14 protein-coding genes are annotated in these 21,998 nt (G+C 62.3%); 10 read left to right on the plus strand and 4 right to left on the minus strand.

Features of this window, described 5'->3' with window-relative positions; translation table 11 throughout:
- Positions 1 to 43: 43 nt before the first annotated feature.
- Positions 44 to 1,534: a leucyl aminopeptidase gene (locus tag ACM6IM_RS24395; protein WP_414866529.1), complete on the minus strand. Its 1,491-nt coding sequence runs from the start codon at positions 1,532 to 1,534 to the stop codon at positions 44 to 46.
- A gap of 403 nt (positions 1,535 to 1,937) precedes the next feature.
- On the opposite strand from ACM6IM_RS24395, the gene lptF reads away from it, so the two are divergent.
- The 8 genes from lptF to pdxJ all read left to right on the plus strand — a co-directional run bounded on the left by lptF (position 1,938) and on the right by pdxJ (position 10,424).
- Positions 1,938 to 3,056: an LPS export ABC transporter permease LptF gene (gene lptF / locus ACM6IM_RS24400; protein ID WP_201194165.1), complete on the plus strand. Its 1,119-nt coding sequence runs from the start codon at positions 1,938 to 1,940 to the stop codon at positions 3,054 to 3,056.
- The gene (gene lptG / locus ACM6IM_RS24405; protein WP_192305214.1) at positions 3,049 to 4,110 is read left to right on the plus strand and encodes an LPS export ABC transporter permease LptG; all 1,062 of its coding nucleotides are present in this window, start codon (positions 3,049 to 3,051) and stop codon (positions 4,108 to 4,110) included. The genes lptF and lptG overlap by 8 nt, the downstream gene beginning before the upstream one ends.
- Positions 4,111 to 4,280: 170 nt before the next feature.
- On the plus strand, positions 4,281 to 6,080 hold the full coding sequence (gene lepA / locus ACM6IM_RS24410) for a translation elongation factor 4 (protein ID WP_192305216.1): 1,800 nt from the start codon (positions 4,281 to 4,283) through the stop codon (positions 6,078 to 6,080).
- Positions 6,081 to 6,085: 5 nt separating this feature from the next.
- Entirely contained in the window at positions 6,086 to 6,940 is an 855-nt protein-coding gene (gene lepB, locus ACM6IM_RS24415) for a signal peptidase I (protein WP_414866530.1), read from the plus strand.
- A gap of 184 nt (positions 6,941 to 7,124) precedes the next feature.
- The gene (gene rnc / locus ACM6IM_RS24420) at positions 7,125 to 7,814 is read left to right on the plus strand and encodes a ribonuclease III (RefSeq protein ID WP_192305220.1); all 690 of its coding nucleotides are present in this window, start codon (positions 7,125 to 7,127) and stop codon (positions 7,812 to 7,814) included.
- A complete protein-coding gene (era, locus tag ACM6IM_RS24425) occupies positions 7,807 to 8,709 on the plus strand; it encodes a GTPase Era (RefSeq protein ID WP_192305224.1) in 903 nt (300 codons plus the stop codon). The genes rnc and era overlap by 8 nt, the downstream gene beginning before the upstream one ends.
- A 163-nt stretch (positions 8,710 to 8,872) precedes the next feature.
- Positions 8,873 to 9,562, plus strand: a complete 690-nt coding sequence (gene recO, locus ACM6IM_RS24430; RefSeq protein WP_414866531.1) for a DNA repair protein RecO — start codon at positions 8,873 to 8,875, stop codon at positions 9,560 to 9,562.
- Positions 9,563 to 9,680: 118 nt separating this feature from the next.
- Positions 9,681 to 10,424 carry a pyridoxine 5'-phosphate synthase gene (gene pdxJ, locus ACM6IM_RS24435; RefSeq protein ID WP_414866532.1) on the plus strand — a complete coding sequence of 248 codons (744 nt, stop codon included), beginning with the start codon at positions 9,681 to 9,683 and terminating at the stop codon, positions 10,422 to 10,424.
- A 127-nt stretch (positions 10,425 to 10,551) separates the two neighbouring features.
- On the opposite strand, the gene mltF is transcribed toward pdxJ, so the two are convergent.
- The gene (gene mltF / locus ACM6IM_RS24440) at positions 10,552 to 12,012 is read right to left on the minus strand and encodes a membrane-bound lytic murein transglycosylase MltF (protein ID WP_192305230.1); all 1,461 of its coding nucleotides are present in this window, start codon (positions 12,010 to 12,012) and stop codon (positions 10,552 to 10,554) included.
- Positions 12,013 to 12,286: 274 nt separating this feature from the next.
- Between mltF and purL the strand changes: the two genes are divergently transcribed.
- Both purL and ACM6IM_RS24450 read left to right on the plus strand, forming a co-directional pair.
- Positions 12,287 to 16,183 carry a phosphoribosylformylglycinamidine synthase gene (gene purL, locus ACM6IM_RS24445; RefSeq protein WP_414866533.1) on the plus strand — a complete coding sequence of 1,299 codons (3,897 nt, stop codon included), beginning with the start codon at positions 12,287 to 12,289 and terminating at the stop codon, positions 16,181 to 16,183.
- A gap of 4 nt (positions 16,184 to 16,187) precedes the next feature.
- Positions 16,188 to 16,499 (plus strand): YqfO family protein, encoded by a 312-nt coding sequence (locus ACM6IM_RS24450; protein WP_192305234.1) that lies wholly within the window; start codon positions 16,188 to 16,190, stop codon positions 16,497 to 16,499.
- A gap of 96 nt (positions 16,500 to 16,595) precedes the next feature.
- Here ACM6IM_RS24450 and ACM6IM_RS24455 read toward each other — a convergent pair whose 3' ends face one another.
- Complete coding sequence (locus ACM6IM_RS24455) at positions 16,596 to 21,317, minus strand: DUF4329 domain-containing protein (protein ID WP_414866534.1); 4,722 nt, start codon at positions 21,315 to 21,317, stop codon at positions 16,596 to 16,598.
- A 146-nt stretch (positions 21,318 to 21,463) separates the two neighbouring features.
- On the minus strand, positions 21,464 to 21,970 hold the full coding sequence (locus ACM6IM_RS24460; RefSeq protein ID WP_192305238.1) for a L,D-transpeptidase family protein: 507 nt from the start codon (positions 21,968 to 21,970) through the stop codon (positions 21,464 to 21,466).
- Positions 21,971 to 21,998: the final 28 nt, after the last annotated feature.

Genomic DNA, 21,998 nt, shown 5'->3' on the forward strand with positions numbered 1-21,998 from the left:
GAACAGCGTCCTTTATAGAGGACGCTGCTCAAGGTCATCGGTTTCAGGCTTTGGCGCGGTCCAGCAGGTATTGGGTCAGCAAAGGCACCGGACGGCCGGTGGCGCCCTTGTCCTTGCCGCCGCTGGTCCAGGCCGTGCCGGCGATGTCCAGGTGCGCCCAGTTCAGGTTCTTGGTGAAGCGCGACAGGAAGCAGGCGGCGGTGATGGTGCCGGCCTTCGGGCCGCCGATGTTGGCGATGTCGGCGAACGGGCTGTCCAGCTGTTCCTGGTACTCATCGAACAGCGGCAGTTGCCAGGCGCGGTCATCCGCTGCCTTGCCGGCGCTCAGCAGCTGGTCGATCAGCACGTCGTTGTTGCCCAGCAGGCCCGAGGTGTGGGCGCCCAGTGCCACGACGCAGGCGCCGGTCAGGGTGGCGATGTCGATCACCGCCTGCGGCTTGAAGCGTTCGGAGTAGGTCAGGGCGTCGCACAGCACCAGGCGGCCTTCGGCGTCGGTGTTGAGGATCTCCACGGTCTGGCCGCTCATGGTGGTGACGATGTCGCCCGGACGCGAAGCGTTGCCGCTCGGCATGTTCTCGGCGCAGGCCAGGATGCACACCAGGTTGATCGGCAGTTTCAGCTCGAGCACGGCGCGCAGGGTGCCGAAGACACTGGCGGCACCGCCCATGTCGTACTTCATTTCGTCCATGCCCAGGCCCGGCTTGAGGCTGATGCCGCCGGTGTCGAAGGTGATGCCCTTGCCGACCAGTGCGTACGGCTTCTCGGATTTCTTGCCGCCGTTGTACTGCATGACGATCAGGCGCGGAGGCTGGGCGCTGCCCTGGCCAACGGCATAGAACGAGCCCATGCCCAGATCCTTGATCTTCTTCTCGTCAAGGACCTCGACCTTCAGGCTCTTGAATTCCTTGCCCAGCTGCTTGGCTTGTTCGCCGAGGAACGTCGGGTGGCAGATGTTCGGCGGCAGGTTGCCCAGGTTGCGGGTGAACGCCATGCCGTTGGCAATCGCGCGGGCGTGGGCCACGGCGCGCTCGACTTCGGCCTGGGCGGCCTTGATGGTCACCAGGGTGACTTTTTTCAGGGCGCGAGGTTCGGCTTTCTGGCTCTTGAACTGATCGAAAGTGTATTCGCCATCGACCAGGGTTTCGGCCAGCAGGCGGGTCTTGCCGTAGCTGTCGCGGCCCTTGACCACGACTTCGTCCAGGGCCAGCACTGCGTCGCTGCCGCCCAGGCCCTTGAGGGTGTTGAGGATACCGGCGACGATCTTGCGGAACGGGCGATCGCCCAGTTCCTCGTCCTTGCCCACGCCCACGAGCAGCACGCGCTCGGCTTTCAGGTTCGGCAGGCTGTGCAGCAACAGGCTCTGGCCAACCTTGCCCAGCAGGTCGCCGCGCTTGAGCACGGCGCTGAGGGCGCCGCCGCTCAGGGCGTCGATCTGGGTGGCGGCAGCGCCGAGCTTGCGGCCTTCGCCAACAGCGACCACCAGGGTGGCGGTTTTCAACGTTTCGGGGTTAACGCTTTTTACAACCAGTTCCATGTCCGGTTCCCTGAGTGATGGGTCAACACGCAAGGGCTCGATGACGTGCGACCGAGCCTGCTTAAGAATAGAGAGCGCTGCAAGCGAGGGCCTGCGGCAAAGCCCGCAGTTTGAACCTCGCTACCGGCGCCTGACAACCCTCGACGGCATGAATGTGCAGCGGTCGATCCACGTTGGAGTGCTCGTTGTGGACATCAAGGATGACGCGCGCCGACTCATGGCCCGCGTTGTCTGGACTCCCGTCGCGAGCCGGCTCGCTCGCGCAGGGTCGATGCATTGCGCAGTGACAGGCGCACTCAATCACAGGATAATGCGCCAAATTTTTCGGCGGCTCTGTCTTGCGGGCTGCCTGATACATTCGCTTGTCTGGCCGCCTCAGCCTGACAACCCTGGAGTGTCTGGTTTGATCGTCTTCCGTTATTTATCCCGCGAAGTCCTGTTGACCTTGAGCGCCGTGAGTGCGGTGCTGCTGGTCATCATCATGAGCGGGCGCTTCATCAAATACCTCGCGCAGGCAGCTTCGGGTCAGCTCGATCCGGGCTCGTTGTTCCTGATCATGGGCTTCCGCCTGCCGGGCTTCTTGCAACTGATCCTGCCGCTGGGGCTGTTTCTCGGCATCCTGCTGTCCTACGGCCGCCTCTACCTCGAAAGCGAAATGACCGTGCTGTCGGCCACGGGCATGAGCCAGCAGCGCCTGCTGCGCATGACCCTGTTCCCGGCCGCGATCGTGGCGCTGGTGGTGGCCTGGTTGAGCCTGAGCCTGGCCCCTCAGGGCGCCAATCAGTTTCAGTTGCTGCTGAACAAGCAGGACGCCCTGACCGAATTCGACACCCTGGAGCCCGGTCGTTTCCAGGCGCTGCGCGACGGGACGCGGGTGACCTACACCGAGCAACTGTCCGATGACCGGGTCAACCTGGCGGGCGTGTTCATTTCCCAGAAAAATCTCGGTTCGGATAACAAGGACCGTGGGATTTCCGTGCTGGTGGCCGAGAAGGGCCGTCAGGAAATCCGCCCTGATGGCAACCGCTACCTGATTCTCGACAACGGCTACCGTTACGACGGCAACCCGGGGCAGGCCGATTACCGGGCGATCAAGTACGACGAATATGGCGTCCTGCTGCCCAAGCCGGATGTCAGCGATGAAGTCACCGACCGCGACGCCATGACCACCGCGTCCCTGGTGGGCAGCGATGACATCCGTTCGCGCACCGAGCTGCAATGGCGCTTGTCCCTGCCGTTGCTGGTGTTCATCGTGACCCTGATGGCGGTGCCGCTGTCGCGGGTGAATCCGCGCCAGGGTCGTTTTCTCAAGCTGCTGCCGGCGATTCTTCTTTATATGGCCTACCTCACCATCCTGATTGCCGCCCGCGGCGCCCTTGAAAAGGGCAAGATTGCGCCAGCACTGGGGCTGTGGTGGGTGCACGGGATATTCCTGGTCATCGGTCTGGGCCTTCTGTACTGGGAACCTTTGCGCTTGAAGATGGCAAGCCGTCGCAGCGCGCTGGAGGTGGCCCGTGGTTAAGCTCGACCGCTACATCGGCAGCAGCGTGTTCATGGCAATCCTCGCGGTCCTGGGGATCATTCTCGGCCTGGCAACGTTGTTCGCGTTCATCGACGAGATGGGCGATGCCAGCGATACCTACACGCTCCTCGATATCCTCAGCTACGTCTTGCTGACCGCGCCGCGTCGTTTGTACGACATGCTGCCAATGGCCGCGTTGATCGGTTGCCTGATCGGCCTCGGCAGCCTGGCCAGCAACAGCGAGCTGACCATCATGCGCGCCGCTGGCGTGTCGATTGGCCGGATCGTCTGGGCGGTCATGAAGCCGATGCTGGTCCTGATGCTGGTCGGTGTGCTGATTGGCGAATACATCGCCCCGGCGACCGAAAGCACCGCCCAGGCCAATCGTTCGCTGGCCCAGGGCAGTGGCGACGCGCAAAGTGCCAAGCACGGCATGTGGCACCGTCAGGGCGACGAGTTCATTCACGTCAACTCGGTGCAACCCAACGGCATTCTGTACGGTGTGACCCGTTATCACTTCGACAAGGAGCGGCACATGCTCTCGGCGAGCTTTTCCAAGCGTGCCGAGTTCGACAAGGATCACTGGCAGCTCAGCGACGTCACCACCACGCTGTTCCATGAGCGCAGTACCGAAGTGGTGAACTCGCCTGTCGAGCGCTGGAACGTCGCCTTGAGCCCGCAATTGCTGAGCACCGTGGTGATGGCCCCCGAATCGTTGTCGATCACCGGTTTGTGGGGTTACATCCACTACCTCGCGGAGCAGGGGCTCAACAACGGCCGTTACTGGCTGGCATTTTGGGTCAAGGTGTTGCAGCCGTTGGTCACCGCTGCCCTGGTGCTGATGGCGATCTCCTTCATTTTCGGCCCGCTGCGCTCGGTGACCCTCGGTCAGCGGGTGTTCACCGGCGTGTTGGTGGGGTTCACCTTCCGCATCGTCCAGGATTTGCTCGGGCCTTCGAGCCTGGTGTTCGGCTTTTCGCCGCTGTTTGCGGTGCTGGTTCCGGCGGGTATCTGCGCCCTGGCCGGGGTCTGGTTGTTGCGCCGCGCCGGTTGATACCGGCGGTTTCCAGCCCTTGCAGCCGATAAAAACGCCCCTGTCGCCAGACCGGGGCTTTTTTACAGGTGCCGTCTGACCTGCGAACGTGACGCTTGCGCCGTGGATCAGGTACAATTCCCGGCTATTTTTCGGCGGGCTATGCCTGCAGCCTTTTTGAGTGTTGATCCGTGAGTGATTTGAGTCATATCCGCAATTTCTCCATCATCGCCCACATTGACCATGGCAAGTCGACGCTGGCCGATCGTTTCATCCAGATGTGCGGCGGCCTGGCCGAGCGTGAAATGGAAGCCCAGGTACTGGACTCCATGGACCTTGAGCGTGAGCGCGGAATCACCATCAAGGCGCACAGCGTCACCCTGTACTACAAAGCCAAAGATGGTATTACCTACCAGCTGAACTTCATTGACACCCCCGGCCACGTTGACTTCACCTATGAAGTCAGCCGCTCGCTGGCGGCCTGTGAAGGTGCGCTGCTGGTGGTCGATGCCGGTCAGGGCGTGGAAGCGCAGTCGGTCGCCAACTGCTACACGGCGATCGAACAGGGCCTGGAAGTGATGCCGGTGCTGAACAAGATCGACCTGCCGCAGGCCGAGCCCGAGCGCGTCAAGGAAGAGATCGAGAAAATCATCGGCATCGATGCCACCGACGCGGTCACGTGCAGTGCCAAGACCGGTCTGGGCGTCGATGAAGTGCTGGAGCGCCTGGTCACCACCATTCCGGCGCCGACCGGCAACATCGAGGATCCGCTGCAGGCGTTGATCATCGACTCCTGGTTCGACAACTACCTGGGCGTCGTGTCCCTGGTCCGTGTCCGTCATGGCCGCGTGAAGAAAGGCGACAAGATCCTGGTCAAGTCCACCGGCAAGATCCACCTGGTGGACAGCGTCGGTGTGTTCAACCCGAAACACACCGCCACGGCCGACCTGAAGGCGGGCGAGGTGGGCTTCATCATCGCCAGCATCAAGGACATCCACGGTGCCCCGGTCGGTGACACCCTGACTCTGTCCTCCACGCCTGACGTGGAAGTCCTGCCGGGCTTCAAGCGCATTCAGCCGCAGGTGTATGCCGGCCTGTTCCCGGTCAGCTCCGACGACTTCGAGGATTTCCGCGAAGCGTTGCAGAAGCTCACCCTCAACGACTCTTCGCTGCAGTACACCCCGGAAAGCTCCGACGCCCTGGGCTTCGGCTTCCGTTGCGGTTTCCTCGGCATGCTGCACATGGAAATCATCCAGGAGCGCCTGGAGCGCGAATACGACCTGGACCTGATTACCACGGCACCGACGGTCATCTTCGAGCTGGTGCTCAAGACCGGCGAAACGATCTACGTCGACAACCCGTCCAAGTTGCCGGATGTCTCGGCGATCGAAGACATGCGCGAGCCGATCGTGCGCGCCAACATCCTGGTGCCACAGGAGCATCTGGGCAACGTCATCACCCTGTGCATCGAAAAACGCGGTGTGCAGGTCGACATGCTGTTCCTCGGTTCCCAGGTGCAGGTGACCTACGACCTGCCGATGAACGAAGTCGTGCTCGACTTCTTCGATCGTCTCAAATCCACCAGCCGCGGCTATGCTTCGCTGGATTACCATTTCGATCGCTATCAGTCGGCTAATCTGGTGAAACTGGATGTGCTGATCAACGGTGACAGAGTCGACGCCCTGGCGCTGATCGTGCACCGTGACAACTCGCACTACAAAGGTCGCCAGTTGACCGAGAAAATGAAAGAGCTGATTCCACGGCAGATGTTCGACGTGGCAATCCAGGCCGCCATTGGCGGTCAGATTGTGGCGCGTACAACCGTCAAGGCACTCAGAAAGAACGTATTGGCCAAATGCTACGGCGGTGACGTCAGCCGTAAGAAGAAACTGCTGGAAAAGCAAAAGGCCGGTAAGAAACGCATGAAACAGGTCGGTAACGTGGAAATCCCACAAGAAGCCTTCCTCGCCGTGCTCAGGTTGGATAGTTAGGTCCTATGTCACTAAATTTCCCGCTGTTGCTGGTCATCGCCGTGTTCGTCTGCGGCCTCCTGGCGTTGCTCGATCTGGTTTTCCTGGCGCCGCGCCGGCGTGCCGCCATCGCCTCCTATCAGGGCAGCGTCAGCCAGCCTGACGGGGTGGTGCTCGAGAAACTGAACAAGGAGCCGTTGCTGGTCGAATACGGCAAGTCGTTCTTCCCGGTGCTGTTCATCGTACTGGTCCTGCGTTCGTTCCTGGTGGAACCGTTCCAGATCCCGTCCGGCTCGATGAAACCGACCCTGGACGTGGGCGACTTCATCCTGGTGAACAAGTTTTCCTACGGGATCCGCCTGCCGGTCATCGACAAGAAAGTCATCGAGGTGGGTGATCCGCAGCGCGGCGATGTGATGGTGTTCCGCTACCCGAGCGATCCCAACGTCAACTACATCAAGCGTGTGGTGGGGCTGCCGGGTGACCAGGTGCGTTACACCGCCGACAAGCGACTGTTCGTCAATGGCGAGTCGATTGCCGAGCAACTGGTCGGTTCCGAGCCGGGCACCCTGGGCAGTGCCGAGCTCTACAAGGAAAAACTCGGTGCCGCCGAGCACCTGATCCGCAAGGAAATGAGCCGTTACCGCGCCGCGCCGGACCATACCTGGACCGTGCCTGCCGGGCACTATTTCATGATGGGCGACAACCGCGACAACTCCAACGACAGTCGTTACTGGGATGATCCGAGCATTCCCAAGGACCTGCTGGGCATGGTTCCCGACAAGAATATCGTCGGCAAGGCCTTCGCAGTCTGGATGAGCTGGCCGGAACCCAAACTCAGTCACCTGCCGAACTTCTCGCGGGTTGGCCTGATCAAGTAATCACACGCGGCGCTGTTCAACACAGCGCCGAATGCATTTCTGGATCCGCCACTCGCGGCGTCCAATGCATGAAAACAATGATATTCAGGACGTAATTTTTGAACACAGCGTTAAATGTCCCAAGCCTGCGCCGCACCCTGGTGATGGCGCTGGAATCCAGCCACGAACTCAGCGTGGGTAAACCGTGAGCGCCTCCTTAAGCCGTCTAGAGCGTCAGCTCGGCTACACCTTCAAGGATCAGGAACTGATGGTCCTGGCCCTGACTCACCGCAGTTTTGCCGGACGCAACAACGAGCGCCTGGAATTCCTCGGTGATGCCATCCTCAACTTCGTGGCGGGCGAAGCGCTGTTCGATCGCTTTCCGCTGGCCCGCGAAGGCCAGTTATCACGGTTGCGCGCGCGGCTGGTCAAGGGTGAAACCCTGGCGGTGCTGGCCCGTGGTTTTGATCTGGGCGACTACCTGCGCCTGGGGTCCGGCGAGCTGAAAAGCGGCGGTTTCCGTCGCGAGTCGATTCTGGCCGACGCCCTGGAAGCGCTGATCGGTGCGATCTACCTGGATGCTGGCATCGATGTGGCACGCGAGCGCGTGCTGGCCTGGCTGGCCGGGGAGTTCGAAGGCCTGACGCTGGTCGACACCAACAAGGACCCCAAGACCCGCCTGCAGGAGTTCCTGCAATCGCGTGGTTGCGAGCTGCCGCGTTACGAAGTGGTGGATATCCAGGGCGAACCGCATTGCCGAACGTTCTTCGTCGAATGCGAAGTCACCTTACTGAATGAGAAAAGCCGGGGTCAGGGTGTGAGCCGTCGTATTGCCGAACAGGTAGCGGCCGCCGCAGCACTGATTGCCCTGGGTGTGGAGAATGGCAATGACTGATTCAATCGCAACACGCTGTGGCTATGTTGCCATCGTCGGCCGTCCCAACGTGGGCAAGTCCACGCTGCTGAACCACATCCTTGGCCAGAAGCTCGCGATCACCTCGCGCAAGCCGCAGACCACGCGCCACAACATGCTGGGCATCAAGACCGAAGGCCACGTGCAGGCGGTCTATGTCGACACTCCCGGCATGCACAAGGGCGGCGAGAAGGCGCTGAACCGCTACATGAACAAGACCGCTTCGGCGGCGTTGAAAGACGTCGACGTGGTGATTTTCGTGGTGGATCGGACCAAGTGGACCGAAGAAGACCAGATGGTTCTCGAGCGCGTCCAGTACGTGACCGGACCGCTGATCGTGGCGCTGAACAAGACCGACCGCATCGAGGACAAGGCTGAGCTGATGCCGCACCTGTCCTGGCTGCAGGAGCAACTGCCCAACGCGCAGATCATTCCGATTTCGGCGCAGCACGGGCACAACCTCGATGCGCTGGAGCGTGTGATTGCCGAGCAGTTGCCGGAAAACGATCACTTCTTCCCGGAAGACCAGATCACCGACCGCAGCAGCCGTTTTCTCGCGGCTGAACTGGTGCGCGAAAAGATCATGCGCCAGATGGGCGCCGAATTGCCGTACCAGATCACCGTGGAAATCGAGGAGTTCAAGCAGCAGGGCAAAACCCTGCACATCCATGCCTTGATCCTCGTCGAGCGCGACGGCCAGAAGAAAATCATCATTGGCGACAAGGGCGAGCGCATCAAGCGCATCGGCACCGAGGCGCGCAAGGACATGGAGCTGCTGTTCGACTCCAAGGTCATGCTTAACCTCTGGGTCAAGGTCAAGGGCGGCTGGTCCGACGACGAGCGCGCGCTGCGTTCGCTGGGTTATGGCGATTTGTAAGAGCCCGGGGCAGCACACCGATCCAATGTGGGAGCGGGCTTGCTCGCGAAGGCGGACTGACATTCAACACATGTGTTGACTGAACCACCGCTTTCGCGAGCAAGCCCGCTCCCACAGTGTTTTTGGCTAGTGTTCAATCCTGCGTTTCTTGAACGAGAAGTCCATGTCCCCAACCCCGCCCATCGGCCAACCGGCCTACGTCCTCCACTCCCGCGCCTACCGTGAAAGCAGCGCGCTGGTGGACTTCCTCACGCCGCAAGGGCGACTGCGGGCGGTGTTGCGCAGTGCGCGGGGCAAGGCGGGGACGCTGGCGCGGCCGTTCGTGCCACTGGAAGTCGAGTTTCGCGGGCGGGGCGAACTGAAAAATGTCGGGCGCATGGAAGGCAGCGGTGTGTCCACCTGGCTCAACGGCGAAGCGCTGTTCAGTGGCCTCTATCTGAACGAACTGCTGATTCGCCTGCTGCCAGCCGAAGACCCCCATCCCTCGGTGTTCGATCATTATGCCGCGACGCTGCTCGCGTTGGCCGAAGGCCGGCCGCTGGAGCCCTTGCTGCGTTCCTTCGAATGGCGCCTGCTCGACGATCTCGGCTACGGTTTCGCGCTGTCCACCGACATCCACGGCGAGCCCATCGCGCCCAACGGCCTCTACCGCCTGCAAGTGGATGCTGGCCTGGAGCAGGTCTACCTGCTGCAACCCGGCCTGTTCAACGGCACCGAACTGCTGGCCATGGCCGAGGCCGACTGGTCGGCCCCCGGTGCGTTGTCCGCCGCCAAGCGCCTGATGCGTCAGGCGCTGGCGGTTCATCTGGGCGGTCGTCCCCTGGTTTCCCGAGAGTTGTTTCGAAAGCCCTAGGGTTTGTCGATGCTGTATGGCGAGTCGCGTTGGCGCGCAACGCGGGCCGTCATCCAGCATTAACAGACCCTAGCATGTATGCTGTGCACCGAACTTTCTCTTCTTCTGGAGCATTTCCGTGACCACCAGCACCCGCATTCTTCTTGGCGTGAACATCGACCACGTTGCCACCCTGCGTCAGGCCCGGGGCACTCGCTACCCGGATCCGGTCAAGGCGGCACTGGACGCGGAAGAGGCGGGCGCTGACGGCATCACCGTGCACCTGCGTGAAGACCGTCGGCACATCCAGGAGCGCGACGTACTGCTGCTCAAGGAGGTGCTGCAGACCCGCATGAACTTCGAAATGGGCGTCACCGAAGAGATGATGGCGTTCGCCGAGCGCATTCGCCCGGCGCATATCTGCCTGGTCCCGGAAACCCGCCAGGAGCTGACCACCGAAGGCGGCCTGGACGTGGCGGGGCAGGAGGAGAGGATCAAGGCGGCGGTGCAGCGCCTGTCGAAGCTCGGCGCTGAGGTGTCGCTGTTCATCGATGCCGATGAACGGCAGATCGAAGCCTCGCGCCGTGTCGGCGCACCGGCCATCGAACTGCACACCGGGCGCTATGCCGATGCCGAAACACCGACCGACGTTGCGCAAGAGCTCAAGCGGGTCGCCGACGGCGTGGCGTTTGGCCTGGCCCAGGGCCTGATCGTCAATGCCGGCCACGGTTTGCACTACCACAACGTGGAAGCGGTCGCGGCGATCAAGGGCATCAATGAACTGAATATCGGTCACGCACTGGTGGCGCACGCGTTGTTCGTTGGCTTCAAGTCGGCGGTTTCCGAGATGAAAGCGTTGATCCTGGCCGCTGCCAAGGTCTGAGGGCTGATGCAAAACCCATGTGGGAGCGGGCTTGCTCGCGAAAGCGTCATGTCGGTCAACTGTGATGTCGACTGACACGACGCATTCGCGAGCAAGCCCGCTCCCACACTTGATGTGATGGTGTCTTTTAAAGCGGCGGCGTTTCCTGCGCCGGCTTGCTCTTGTCGATGGCCGGGACGTGCAGGTTGCCCTCGGCGACCTGGTTGCCTTCAAGCTGCGGCTGCGTGACCCAGGTCAGGATGTCGTAGTAGCGGCGGATGTTCGCCACGAAGTGCACCGGTTCGCCGCCGCGGGCATAGCCGTAGCGGGTCTTGCTGTACCACTGCTTCTGCGACAGGCGCGGCAGGATCTTCTTCACGTCCAGCCACTTGTCCGGGTTCAGCCCTTCCTTGGCCGCCAGCTTGCGCGCGTCATCCAGGTGACCGCTGCCGACGTTGTAGGCCGCCAGTGCAAACCAGGTGCGATCCGGTTCCTGGATCGACTCGTCCAGTTGATCCTTCATGTAGGCCAGGTACTTGGCACCGCCCATGATGCTTTGTTTGGGGTCCAGGCGATTGGACACGCCCATGGCCTGCGCGGTGTTCTGGGTCAGCATCATCAGGCCGCGCACGCCGGTCTTCGAGGTGACGGCCGGTTGCCACAGCGATTCCTGGTAACCGATGGCCGCCAGCAGGCGCCAATCGACCTTTTCCTTTTTCGCGTAGTTCTTGAAGTGCTGCTCGTACTTGGGCAGCCGCTGCTGCAGGTGTTGGGCAAACGTGGTGGCGCCCATGTAGCCGAGCACGTCGACATGCCCGTAGTAACGGTCCTTGAGCCGTTGCAGGGTGCCGTTCTTCTTCACTTTGTCGAGGTAGGCGTTGATTTCGTTGAGCAGGCTGTTGTCGTCACCGGCCGCCACCGCCCAGCTCTGGTCGCTGGCATCACCCAGGTCGAAGGCGACCCGGATATTGGTGAAGTAGACCTGGTTCATCGCCACTTCGTTGGAGTCGACCAGCGTCAGGTCGATCTGGCCTTCATCGACCATGCGCAGCAGGTCGACGACTTCCACCGCGTCGGACTCTTCGTATTCGATACCGGGAAATTTCTGCTTCAGTTCCGCCAGTTGTCCGGCGTGGGTGCTGCCCTTGAGCACCATGATCTTCTTGCCGACCAGATCCTTGGGATCGGTCGGCCGCGACTGGCCGTTGCGATAGATGACCTGCGGGGTGACTTCGAGGTAGGAGTGGGAAAACCGTACCTGCTTCTTGCGCTGTTCGCTGCTGACCAGGCCGGCCGCAGCGATGACCGGACCGTTGGGCTTGCCCACCTGGTCGAACAGGTCGTCGAGGTTGTCGGCGGTTTCGATCTTGAGTTCGACCCCCAGATCGTCGGCGAAGCGCTTCACCAGCTCGTATTCGAAGCCGGTTTCACCGTTGCGATCCTGAAAGTAGGTGGCGGGGCTGTTTCGGGTGACCACCCGCAGCACGCCATCCTCCTTTACGCGCTCGAGCGTGTTGGGTTTATCAACACAGCCACTGAGCACCAGGAAGAGTCCGGTAGCGATCAGCCATTTGGCGCATCGCGGACGCAAAGCCGTTGGGGAAAACATCTTCGCAGTATACGCAAAGGACCACGAGCGCCATATATCGACAGCGAGGGCCTTGTCTGCTAGAGCGGGAGAAACCCCTCTGGAGCCCGCAGGAATGGGCTTTGACGACAATTTGTGACAGTAAAAATAACCCGGGGCGAAACGCCGTCCCCGGCGCAAAAAAACGGCTCGACGCCCGAGGACGACCGTGTGTACCGTTTCGGGTGATGTCGCGGGCGGTTTAGGCTAGAATGCACGGCCTCAAAGCACACCCCTTCCCGAGGCTGTCCCGAAGATGTTGATCCTGCGCGGCGCTCCTGCCCTTTCTGCCTTTCGCCACAGCAAACTCCTTGAGCAACTGAGCCAGAAGATTCCGGCTGTCAGTGGCTTGTATGCTGAATTCGCTCACTTCGCCGAAGTTACCGGCGTCCTGACCGGCGACGAACAGCAGGTGCTCGCGCGCCTTCTGAAGTACGGCCCAAGCGTTCCGGTACAGGAGCCGACCGGTCGCCTGTTCCTGGTATTGCCACGATTCGGCACCATCTCGCCGTGGTCCAGTAAAGCCAGTGATATCGCCCGCAACTGCGGCCTGAGCAAGATTCAGCGCCTGGAGCGCGGCATCGCGTTCTACGTCACCGGCCAGTTCAGCGAGGCCGAGGCCCAGTTGATCTCGGACACGCTGCACGACCGCATGACCCAGATCGTCCTCGGCAACCTGGAGCAGGCCGCCGGCCTGTTCAGCCACGCCGAGCCCAAGCCGCTGACGGCGATCGATGTGCTGGGTGGCGGTCGCGCCGCGCTGGAGAAAGCCAACGTCGAGCTGGGCCTGGCCCTGGCCGAAGACGAGATCGACTACCTGGTCAACGCCTTCGTCGGCTTGAAGCGCAACCCGCACGACATCGAACTGATGATGTTCGCTCAGGCGAACTCCGAGCACTGCCGTCACAAGATCTTCAACGCCAGTTGGGATATCGACGGTCAGAGCCAGGAAAAAAGCCTGTTCGGCATGATCAAGAACACCTACCAGATGCACAGCGAAGGTGTGCTGTCCGCCTACAAGGACAACGCGTCGGTGATCGTCGGCAACGTGGCCGGCCGCTTCTTCCCGGACCCTGAAACCCGCCAGTACGGCGCGGTGCAGGAGCCGGTGCACATCCTGATGAAGGTCGAGACCCACAACCACCCGACCGCGATTGCCCCGTTCCCGGGTGCTTCCACCGGTTCCGGTGGCGAGATCCGCGACGAAGGCGCAACCGGTCGTGGTGCCAAGCCAAAGGCCGGCCTGACCGGTTTCACCGTCTCCAACCTGCAGATCCCTGGCTTCGAACAGCCGTGGGAAGTGCCGTATGGCAAGCCCGAGCGCATCGTCACCGCGCTGGACATCATGATCGAAGGCCCGCTGGGCGGCGCGGCGTTCAACAACGAATTCGGGCGTCCGGCACTGACCGGCTACTTCCGTACCTTCGAGCAGTCGATCAGCACCCCCCACGGCGACGAAGTGCGCGGTTACCACAAGCCGATCATGCTGGCCGGTGGCATGGGCAACATCCGTGAAGAACACGTCCAGAAAGGCGAAATCGTCGTCGGTTCCAAGCTGATCGTGCTGGGCGGCCCGGCCATGCTGATCGGCCTGGGCGGCGGTGCCGCTTCTTCCATGGCCACCGGCACCAGCTCGGCGGACCTGGATTTTGCCTCGGTACAGCGCGAAAACCCGGAAATGGAGCGTCGCTGCCAGGAAGTCATCGACCGTTGCTGGCAACTGGGTGACAAGAACCCGATCAGCTTCATCCACGACGTGGGTGCGGGCGGCCTGTCCAACGCCTTCCCGGAACTGGTCAACGACGGCGACCGCGGTGGCCGTTTCGAACTGCGCAACATTCCAAACGACGAGCCGGGCATGGCCCCGCACGAAATCTGGAGTAACGAATCCCAGGAACGCTACGTCCTGGCGGTCGGTCCGGCGGACTTCGAGCGCTTCCAGGCGATCTGCGAACGCGAGCGTTGCCCGTTCGCCGTGGTCGGCGAAGCGACAGCCGAGCCGCAACTGACCGTCACCGACAGTCACTTTGGCAACAACCCGGTGGACATGCCGCTGGAAGTGCTGCTGGGCAAGGCCCCGCGCATGCACCGTTCGGTCGTGCGCGAAGCCGAGCTGGGCGATGACTTCGATCCGTCGACCCTGGACATCGCCGACAGCATCGAGCGTGTCCTGCACCACCCGGCCGTGGCCAGCAAGAGCTTCCTGATCACCATCGGCGACCGTACCATCACCGGCCTCGTGGCCCGTGACCAGATGGTCGGCCCATGGCAGGTCCCGGTGGCCGACGTTGCCGTCACCGCCACCAGCTTCGACGTCTATACCGGTGAAGCGATGGCGATGGGCGAGCGCACTCCGCTGGCCCTGCTCGACGCGCCGGCATCGGGCCGCATGGCCATCGGCGAAACCCTGACCAACCTGGCCGCGTCGCGCATCAACAAGCTCTCCGACATCAAACTGTCGGCGAACTGGATGTCCGCCGCGGGTCATCCGGGTGAAGACGCGCGCCTCTACGACACCGTGAAGGCGGTGGGAATGGAGCTGTGTCCGGAGCTGGGTATCACCATTCCGGTGGGCAAGGACTCGATGTCCATGGCCACGCGCTGGAACGACAAGGGCGAAGACAAGACCGTCACCTCGCCGATGTCCCTGATCGTGACCGGTTTTGCACCGGTGTCCGACATCCGCCAGACCCTGACCCCGCAACTGCGCATGGACAAGGGCACCACCGACCTGATCCTGATCGACCTCGGTCGTGGCCAGAACCGCATGGGGGCCTCGATCCTCGCCCAGGTTCACGGCAAGCTCGGCCGGCACGCGCCGGACGTCGATGACGCCGAAGACCTGAAAGCCTTCTTCGCCGTGATCCAGGGCCTCAACGCCGACGGTCACCTGCTGGCTTACCACGACCGCTCCGACGGCGGCCTGCTGACCAGCGTCGTGGAAATGGCCTTTGCCGGTCACTGTGGCCTGAACCTGAACCTCGACAGCCTGGCGGACACCTCGGCCGACATCGCCGCGATCCTGTTCAACGAAGAACTGGGCGCGGTCATCCAGGTGCGCCAGGACGCCACGCCGGACATCCTCGCGCAGTTCAGCGCCGCTGGCCTGGGCGATTGCGTATCGGTGGTCGGTCAGCCCATCAACAATGGCCAGATCAACATCACCTTCAACGGCGATACCGTGTTCGAAGGCCAGCGTCGTCTGCTGCAACGCCAGTGGGCCGAGACCAGCTACCAGATCCAGCGCCTGCGTGACAACGCCGACTGCGCCGATCAGGAGTTCGACGTCCTGTTGGAAGAAGACAACCCGGGCCTGAACTTCAAGCTCAGCTACGACGTGAACCAGGACGTCGCCGCGCCTTACATCAAGAAAGGCGTTCGTCCACAGGTTGCCGTGCTGCGTGAGCAGGGCGTCAACGGTCAGGTGGAGATGGCGGCCGCGTTCGACCGCGCCGGTTTCAACGCGATCGACGTGCACATGAGCGATATCCTCGCCGGCCGTGTCGACCTGAATGAATTCAAGGGTCTGGTGGCGTGTGGTGGCTTCTCCTACGGCGACGTACTGGGCGCCGGTGAAGGCTGGGCCAAGTCCGCACTGTTCAACAGCCGTGCCCGCGATGCGTTCCAGGGGTTCTTCGAGCGTAACGACAGCTTCACCCTCGGCGTGTGCAACGGTTGCCAGATGATGTCCAACCTGCACGAGCTGATCCCGGGAAGCGAATTCTGGCCACACTTCGTGCGTAACCGTTCCGAGCAGTTCGAAGCCCGCGTGGCGATGGTCCAGGTCCAGGAGTCCAACTCGATCTTCCTGCAAGGCATGGCCGGTTCGCGCATGCCGATTGCCATCGCACACGGTGAAGGCCATGCCGAGTTCGAAAGCGAGGAAGCACTGCTGGAAGCCGACCTGTCAGGTTGCGTGGCGCTGCGTTTCGTCGACAACCACGGCAAGGTCACCGAGACCTACCCGGCCAACCCGAACGGCTCGCCGCGCGGGATCACCGGCCTGACCAGTCGCGACGGTCGCGTCACGATCATGATGCCGCACCCGGAGCGTGTGTTCCGCGCGGTGCAGAACTCGTGGCGTTCGGACGACTGGAACGAAGACGCACCGTGGATGCGCATGTTCCGTAACGCTCGCGTCTGGGTGAACTGAGGCGGTGTACAAGCTCGGCTTCTTCGTGCCCGACAGCCACGTCGAGACGGTGAAAACCGCCGTCTTCGAAGCCGGCGGCGGGCGCATCGGCGACTACGACCACTGTGCCTGGCAAGTGCTGGGCCAGGGCCAGTTCCGCGCGTTGGACGGCAGCCAGCCGTACATCGGGCAGCTCGGTCAGGTTGAAGTGGTGGACGAATGGAAGGTTGAGCTGGTGGTGGCGGATGAGTTGATCAGGGCCGCTGTGGCCGCGTTGAAGCTCAGCCATCCCTACGAGACACCGGCTTATGAAGTGTGGCGGCTGGAGGATTTCTGATCCCGCTTGCCGGCAATGAAACCCGCTGGGCCATCAGGGCCAGCGGGTTTTTTACGCCTGTCGATCAGGATGGCCTTGGCCGTTCAGCGCTGAACATCAGAGTTCGTCCCGTGTGTGCACAATGCCTGGGCTCGGCGTTTGCTGACGCTGCAGCTTCCACTGTTTGCCCATGGGCCCGACCTGCCGCCAGTAATGTCCGGCGATCAGCACCCGAAAATCCCCCAGGTCGACCAGCCTGGAAATGAATTCCTCCGGCTTCATCCGTGTCACCCATCTGCCCCCTTCAAACACCACCGGCGTCGTGGACAGCAGGTCCCGTTCGGCGTCTGTGTATTCCGGGGTGTACCTGAGCAGCACATCGTGAGGGCTGGAGTAGTAATAGTGGCGGATCGCGAAGCCCTTGTTTTTCAGGTCATGGGTCCGCTCGCGAACCATGAGCGGGGAGGCGAAGTTGGCGTAGACCTGCTCGGTATCCGGCGCTTGTGTGGTGTTGCCGGATAGATGCAGCTGATGCGAGGCCACCGGCTCGTATCCCTGGGGATAGGTGGGGTAGCGGTCGACGAGCGTCCTGGAAGGATCATGCCTCGGGCGGAAGATTCGATTGACCGAATTCTCGCCGGTGGCGCTGCTGCTCAGGGGATCGAGGGGGACGAAACGGTTGGCCATTCCGGAGGGCGAGGCAGCTCGGGCGAGGATCGCGCTGTCGAAACCCTTATCGATGTCGTGGGCATAACCGCTGCCCGCGCGTTGCTGGATATAGCGGGCCGCATCGTCGCAGTGCTCGAAGACAGGCCCCAATGACGGCTCCGGATTGGCCCTCCAGCGTTCCTGGATCAGCACGTCAGCCATGCGTGGTTGCCAGTTTTCGTCGACCCTGCCATGCCGCGACCAGTACGCGCTGGTCACGATGACGTCGAGTTCTCCGGCACGTGCCATGCGCCGGATATAGTCCGGCAGGTTGAAGGTGTCTCGCGAAAGGTCCTCTTCATCCTGCGCCGCCTGGGCCTTGGAGGCGAACAGATTGGGCCGCAGGTCCAGTTGGCCCCGGGCGTCGTGAAATTCGCCGGGTTCAAAGCTGCTCATCGCGAATCGCAGCAACGCGCCATCGGCGCAGGACAAGTAGATCAACCTGTATCCCTGCGGGGTATAGGCCGCCGAACACAGGTGGTGAATATCGAGTGGCGAGAACAGGAACTGGCGGCAGTCGGGCGTCTGTTCTCCAGCGGGTGAGCGGCGGGCGCAGGCATACAGCGCGTGCACGGCATATTGAGCGGGGGGCGCACCTCGCACCAGGACACGGTCGGTAGCGATCGCTGAAGAATGGGTCTCCAACGGCAGGCTGGCGTAAAACAAGCCGTCCCGGGCGCCCCACAGCATCACCCCGAAGGTCGCGGCGGTTCGCTCACCCGTCGCTTCATGTACGTGGCGTGCTGCAGCGTCTGCCTGAATGAACAACGGGCTGCACAGGGGGGCGATGTCGGCTTTGGTGTCGACCGTGGCGGCTACGGGGTAGGGCTGCCATTCGGTCACCTTGCGGCGCGGGCCCCAGAAACGGCTCCCGCTCACGACGTACAGATCGCCGGCGCCGGTCAGGCAATTGCACCAGGCGCCGGGCTTGAGCGCGCCGCTGTAAAGCAGTTGCTTGACGGCATTGCCATCGAGCTTCGAAGCGTCGCTGGAGACGCCCTGCACCTCGCTCTTCAATTGCGCCTGTAAGTCGCCCAACCGCCCGCTGCGGTAGCGAATGATCGAGCCTTGCGGGCCAAACAGGTATTCATCGAGTGCCGGATCGGCCTGGGGCGCCGGGATTCTCTTGCGGTTGAATGCCGTGAACAGAGTGTCGACCGACAGCAGGTTCAGGTAGGTCTGCTTCTGCAAGTGTGACAGCACCATCGACGGCTCGCGCACGACCCTGGAGCGATAGCGGCCTGCCACCTTGCAGCCGTCGGGAAACAGCCCGTTCAGAACGCTTTGTGCGGGATAGATGACACTGACGTCGAAATCCTCACTGGCGACCTCGACCGGCTCGGTGCTCAGGTACAGCCCGTCCGGGCGGATCAGCAGCAGGCCGCCAAAGATTTTGCCCGTCTGCTCGGGGAGTCGGGAGCGGGCGTAGACCGCAGCGTCATCCATGTTTTTGAAGGCGGGGCTGAGCCAGCGGCGTTGCAGGTGCATGAACGGGCGCCAGTCCGGATCGACCGGCCCCGGCCGATCCCAGCACAAGCTGGTGCGCATCACGTGCAGCCCGCCTTGCTTGATGACGGTCCGGACAAAAGCGTCAGGCTGCATTTTTCCGCTGGTCAGCAGGCTCTTGAAATCGTCGAGCCCCAGGCCCGGCACGTCGTTGTCGAACAGTTGGTTGCCCTGGCGATTGTCGAATTTCAACAGGGCGCCATCCTGGGTGGAAATGTACAGCGCGATGGGGGTGGCAGGCTCCGAGGCTCGTCGACGCCGGGAGTAGTAGACCGCGGGAAAGAGATCGTCGGGCAGGATGAAGTGCTGCGACAGCCAGGAGGCCGGTTGTTCCAGCGAATGTTTGAGGCGCTGGCGCGAGTAAAAGAACGCATGACGCTGGAAGCCCTCCGGGTAGGTGTACCAGGGCGGGGTCGTGGTGATGCCGAACAGGCTTTGCGGCTGGAACACGTCATTTCTGGCGTCGCCGATCGGGATCAGTTCACTGGCGACATACTCTTCCCGGTCCTGGTGCTTGAGGATAAAACCGAACCAGGCTTTTTCCTGTTCGTGCAGGCGCACATCGCGGGAGTACTGGTCTTCGGCGGCTTCATCGGCCGTGGCAAACACCGCGCCGAACGCGACCTGTTCGGGGCGTTTCCATTTCCACGGCGAATAGGCTGCCGACCAGTCGGGCGTCACTTGTCCTCGGGGACCCCACAGTTCGCTGTTCAACACAACGGTCAGGCGCCCGGCGGCGGCCTGTTCCTTGATGAACGCGGTGGGCAGGGTCATGCCGGTTTCCAGTTCTGTCGCCAGAGGTCCCGGATGCCTGTGGGTGCCCAGGCGCCTGTCGAAGGCTCGTGTGGTGCCGGTTTCAAAAGGCTCGAAGCGCAACAGGCTATGGGCGGAGCCGGAGAGATACAGCGGCCGTTCATCCAGCAACACCTGGCGCATTTCTTCGACGCTGAACATTTGCAGGCTCAAGGCGGCTTCCTGCCGGGTCCATTTCAGCCTTTGCACTTTCTCGGGGTCGAGCAGCGACAGCGCCTGGTGCGACACATAACGGCTGTGCAATACCAGGTCGTCGGGAAAAACCGGCCGGCCCGCATTGTCGTGGGGATAGAAGTGGCCACTGCCGAGCGATTCGATGCCGCCTTCCAGCGCCAGTGTGGCGACGAATCGCCGGTCGCTGCGTTGAAAGATGTAGCCGGCAAACTGACGATCCCGGCGGTGGCCGATCTGACGGTGCAGGTAGCGGGCGGCGTCGTCGGCCGACAGAAACAGCGGGCTCAGTATCGGCCAGGAAAAACCGGCGAAGGATTGCCAGTCGCGATCGACAAGCCCCGGCCGGGCCCACAGTGCGCTGGCTCGCAACACGTCGAGTCGCCCGGCCAGTGCCACTTCGCTGACGTATTCGCTCGGCCTGAGCGCCCCGGCGCGCAACCGTGCGTGCCGGCCTCCGTCGCCAACAGCGCCGTCGGAGGCTGGCGTGCTCAGTGCCGACTCGAGTGCCGAGCCGCTGAAACTGTATTTCAACAGCGAGGAATCGCCTGCTTGCATGTACAGCGACAATGGTTTGTCGGGATCATGTCGCGTGTCCCGGTGGCAGGCGACGGCGAGGGCCATGTCCTGCGGTGTGAAGAAGTTCTCGTAGAGCCACGGTTCGTGAGGGGGATACAGCGCGGGGTCGGGCCGGGACGCATAGTAGAAACCCTCCAGTTGGTAACCGGCCGGCAGCTTCAATTGGCCGTCGTCACCGGCGGGGAAAAACGACGCCGGCGTCCAGGCGGCGCGTCCCGGGCGGCGCGCCTGTGTCGCGACGAACGCCTGGGCCGAGCGGCCCCTGAGCACCAGCCCCCAGGAAAGCGCATCCTTGGCTTTCAAGGCCGCCAGCACGGCGTGCTCGGCGCTGATGCAAACGCGCGTCAATGCCGGCATTTGTGTGATCTCGCCCTTGGAGAAAGCCCGGCCGGGCTTCCAGTCCGTCGGCACCTTGCCGACGGATTCGCCCCAGTCCTTGTTCGAAACGATCACCGCCAGCTCACCCAGCGAGGCGATTTTCCGGATGACATTGGCCACCCCGTAGACGCCTACCGGATTATCACGGGGCGCACCAGCCTTGAGCCAGAGGTAGTAGCTGAATTCTTCCTTGGAGCCGCTGGGTGAATATTTCAGCAGCGAACCGTCGGGGCCGCAAAGATAGGCACTGGCGAAGAACGTGCGTTCGGACACGTCGGCGACGAAATCGATGTCGGAGAAGAACCCGAGGAACAGCCGGAGGGTCAGTTCATCCTGTCCCGGGTTGGCTGCGCGGATTTTATCGTGGGCGGGGGGATGGGAGTGGACGTTGGCGACACAGGTATAACCCGACGGATGGACGTAATTGCCCTGGGCATCGACATCGAGAAGGGTGCGCAGGTCAAAGCGGTTCACTTCGCCGGGCACAGGCTCGGTGGCCACGAATTGGCCGTCGCGCTGGCGCAGGATGACACTGCCATGCTCCCGGTCGGAGTCGGCCGGAATCCGGAGCTGAACCCAGCGCGCGGCATCCTCTTCGGTCAGGAACCCGGGGCTCAGTTTCGCCAGCCTGGTTTTGGGGGGGGGTGGAGCGGCGCGGCCGTCATGAGCAGACACGTCATTCATGATCAAAATCCTTTTGAAAAATCGGGATAGTTATCGAATGAGTCTGTCTGTGCGGCGTCGGGGATCAGCGATACATAGTTGTCGCTTGTGTATCCAGCGGTGTGACGGGCTTCCAGCCGGACGGTGGAAGCCCTGAGGGGAGGGCGTTACGGGCGGATTTCGATCATCGTGCCGTCTGGCACCAGGTTCCACACTTCGCGCATGTCGACGTTGCGCAGGGCGATGCAGCCGTCGGTCCAGTCCAGGGTATGGAACAGGTCTTCCGGGTTCTCTTCGGAGTCCGGTGTGCCGTGGATCATGATCATCCCGCCAGGATCGACGCCTTCACGCCGGGCGCGGGCCGAATCGCTGATGTTCGGGTAGGAAATGTGCATCGACAGGTTGAATTTGTCGCTGGTCTTGCGCCAATCCAGCCAATAGAAGCCTTCGGGCGTGCGTTTGTCGCCTTCTATCAGCTTGGGGCCCTTTTTCGCGCCCTTGCCCAGCGAGATGCGGTAGGTCTTGAGCGGCTTGCCGTCGTTGATCAACTGCAATTGATGGGCGGACTTGAGAACCAGGACCTTCTCGATGACTTTGCCGTTATAGGTGCCCACGGCCGAAGCCTGGGACATTGCAACGAACGACAGGCAAAACAGGGCAAGCAACCAGCGCATTGAAACAATTCCCCAGAAGTGACGCAGA

Source organism: Pseudomonas sp. IT-P12, assembly GCF_949767465.1.
Taxonomy (GTDB): Bacteria; Pseudomonadota; Gammaproteobacteria; order Pseudomonadales; family Pseudomonadaceae; genus Aquipseudomonas.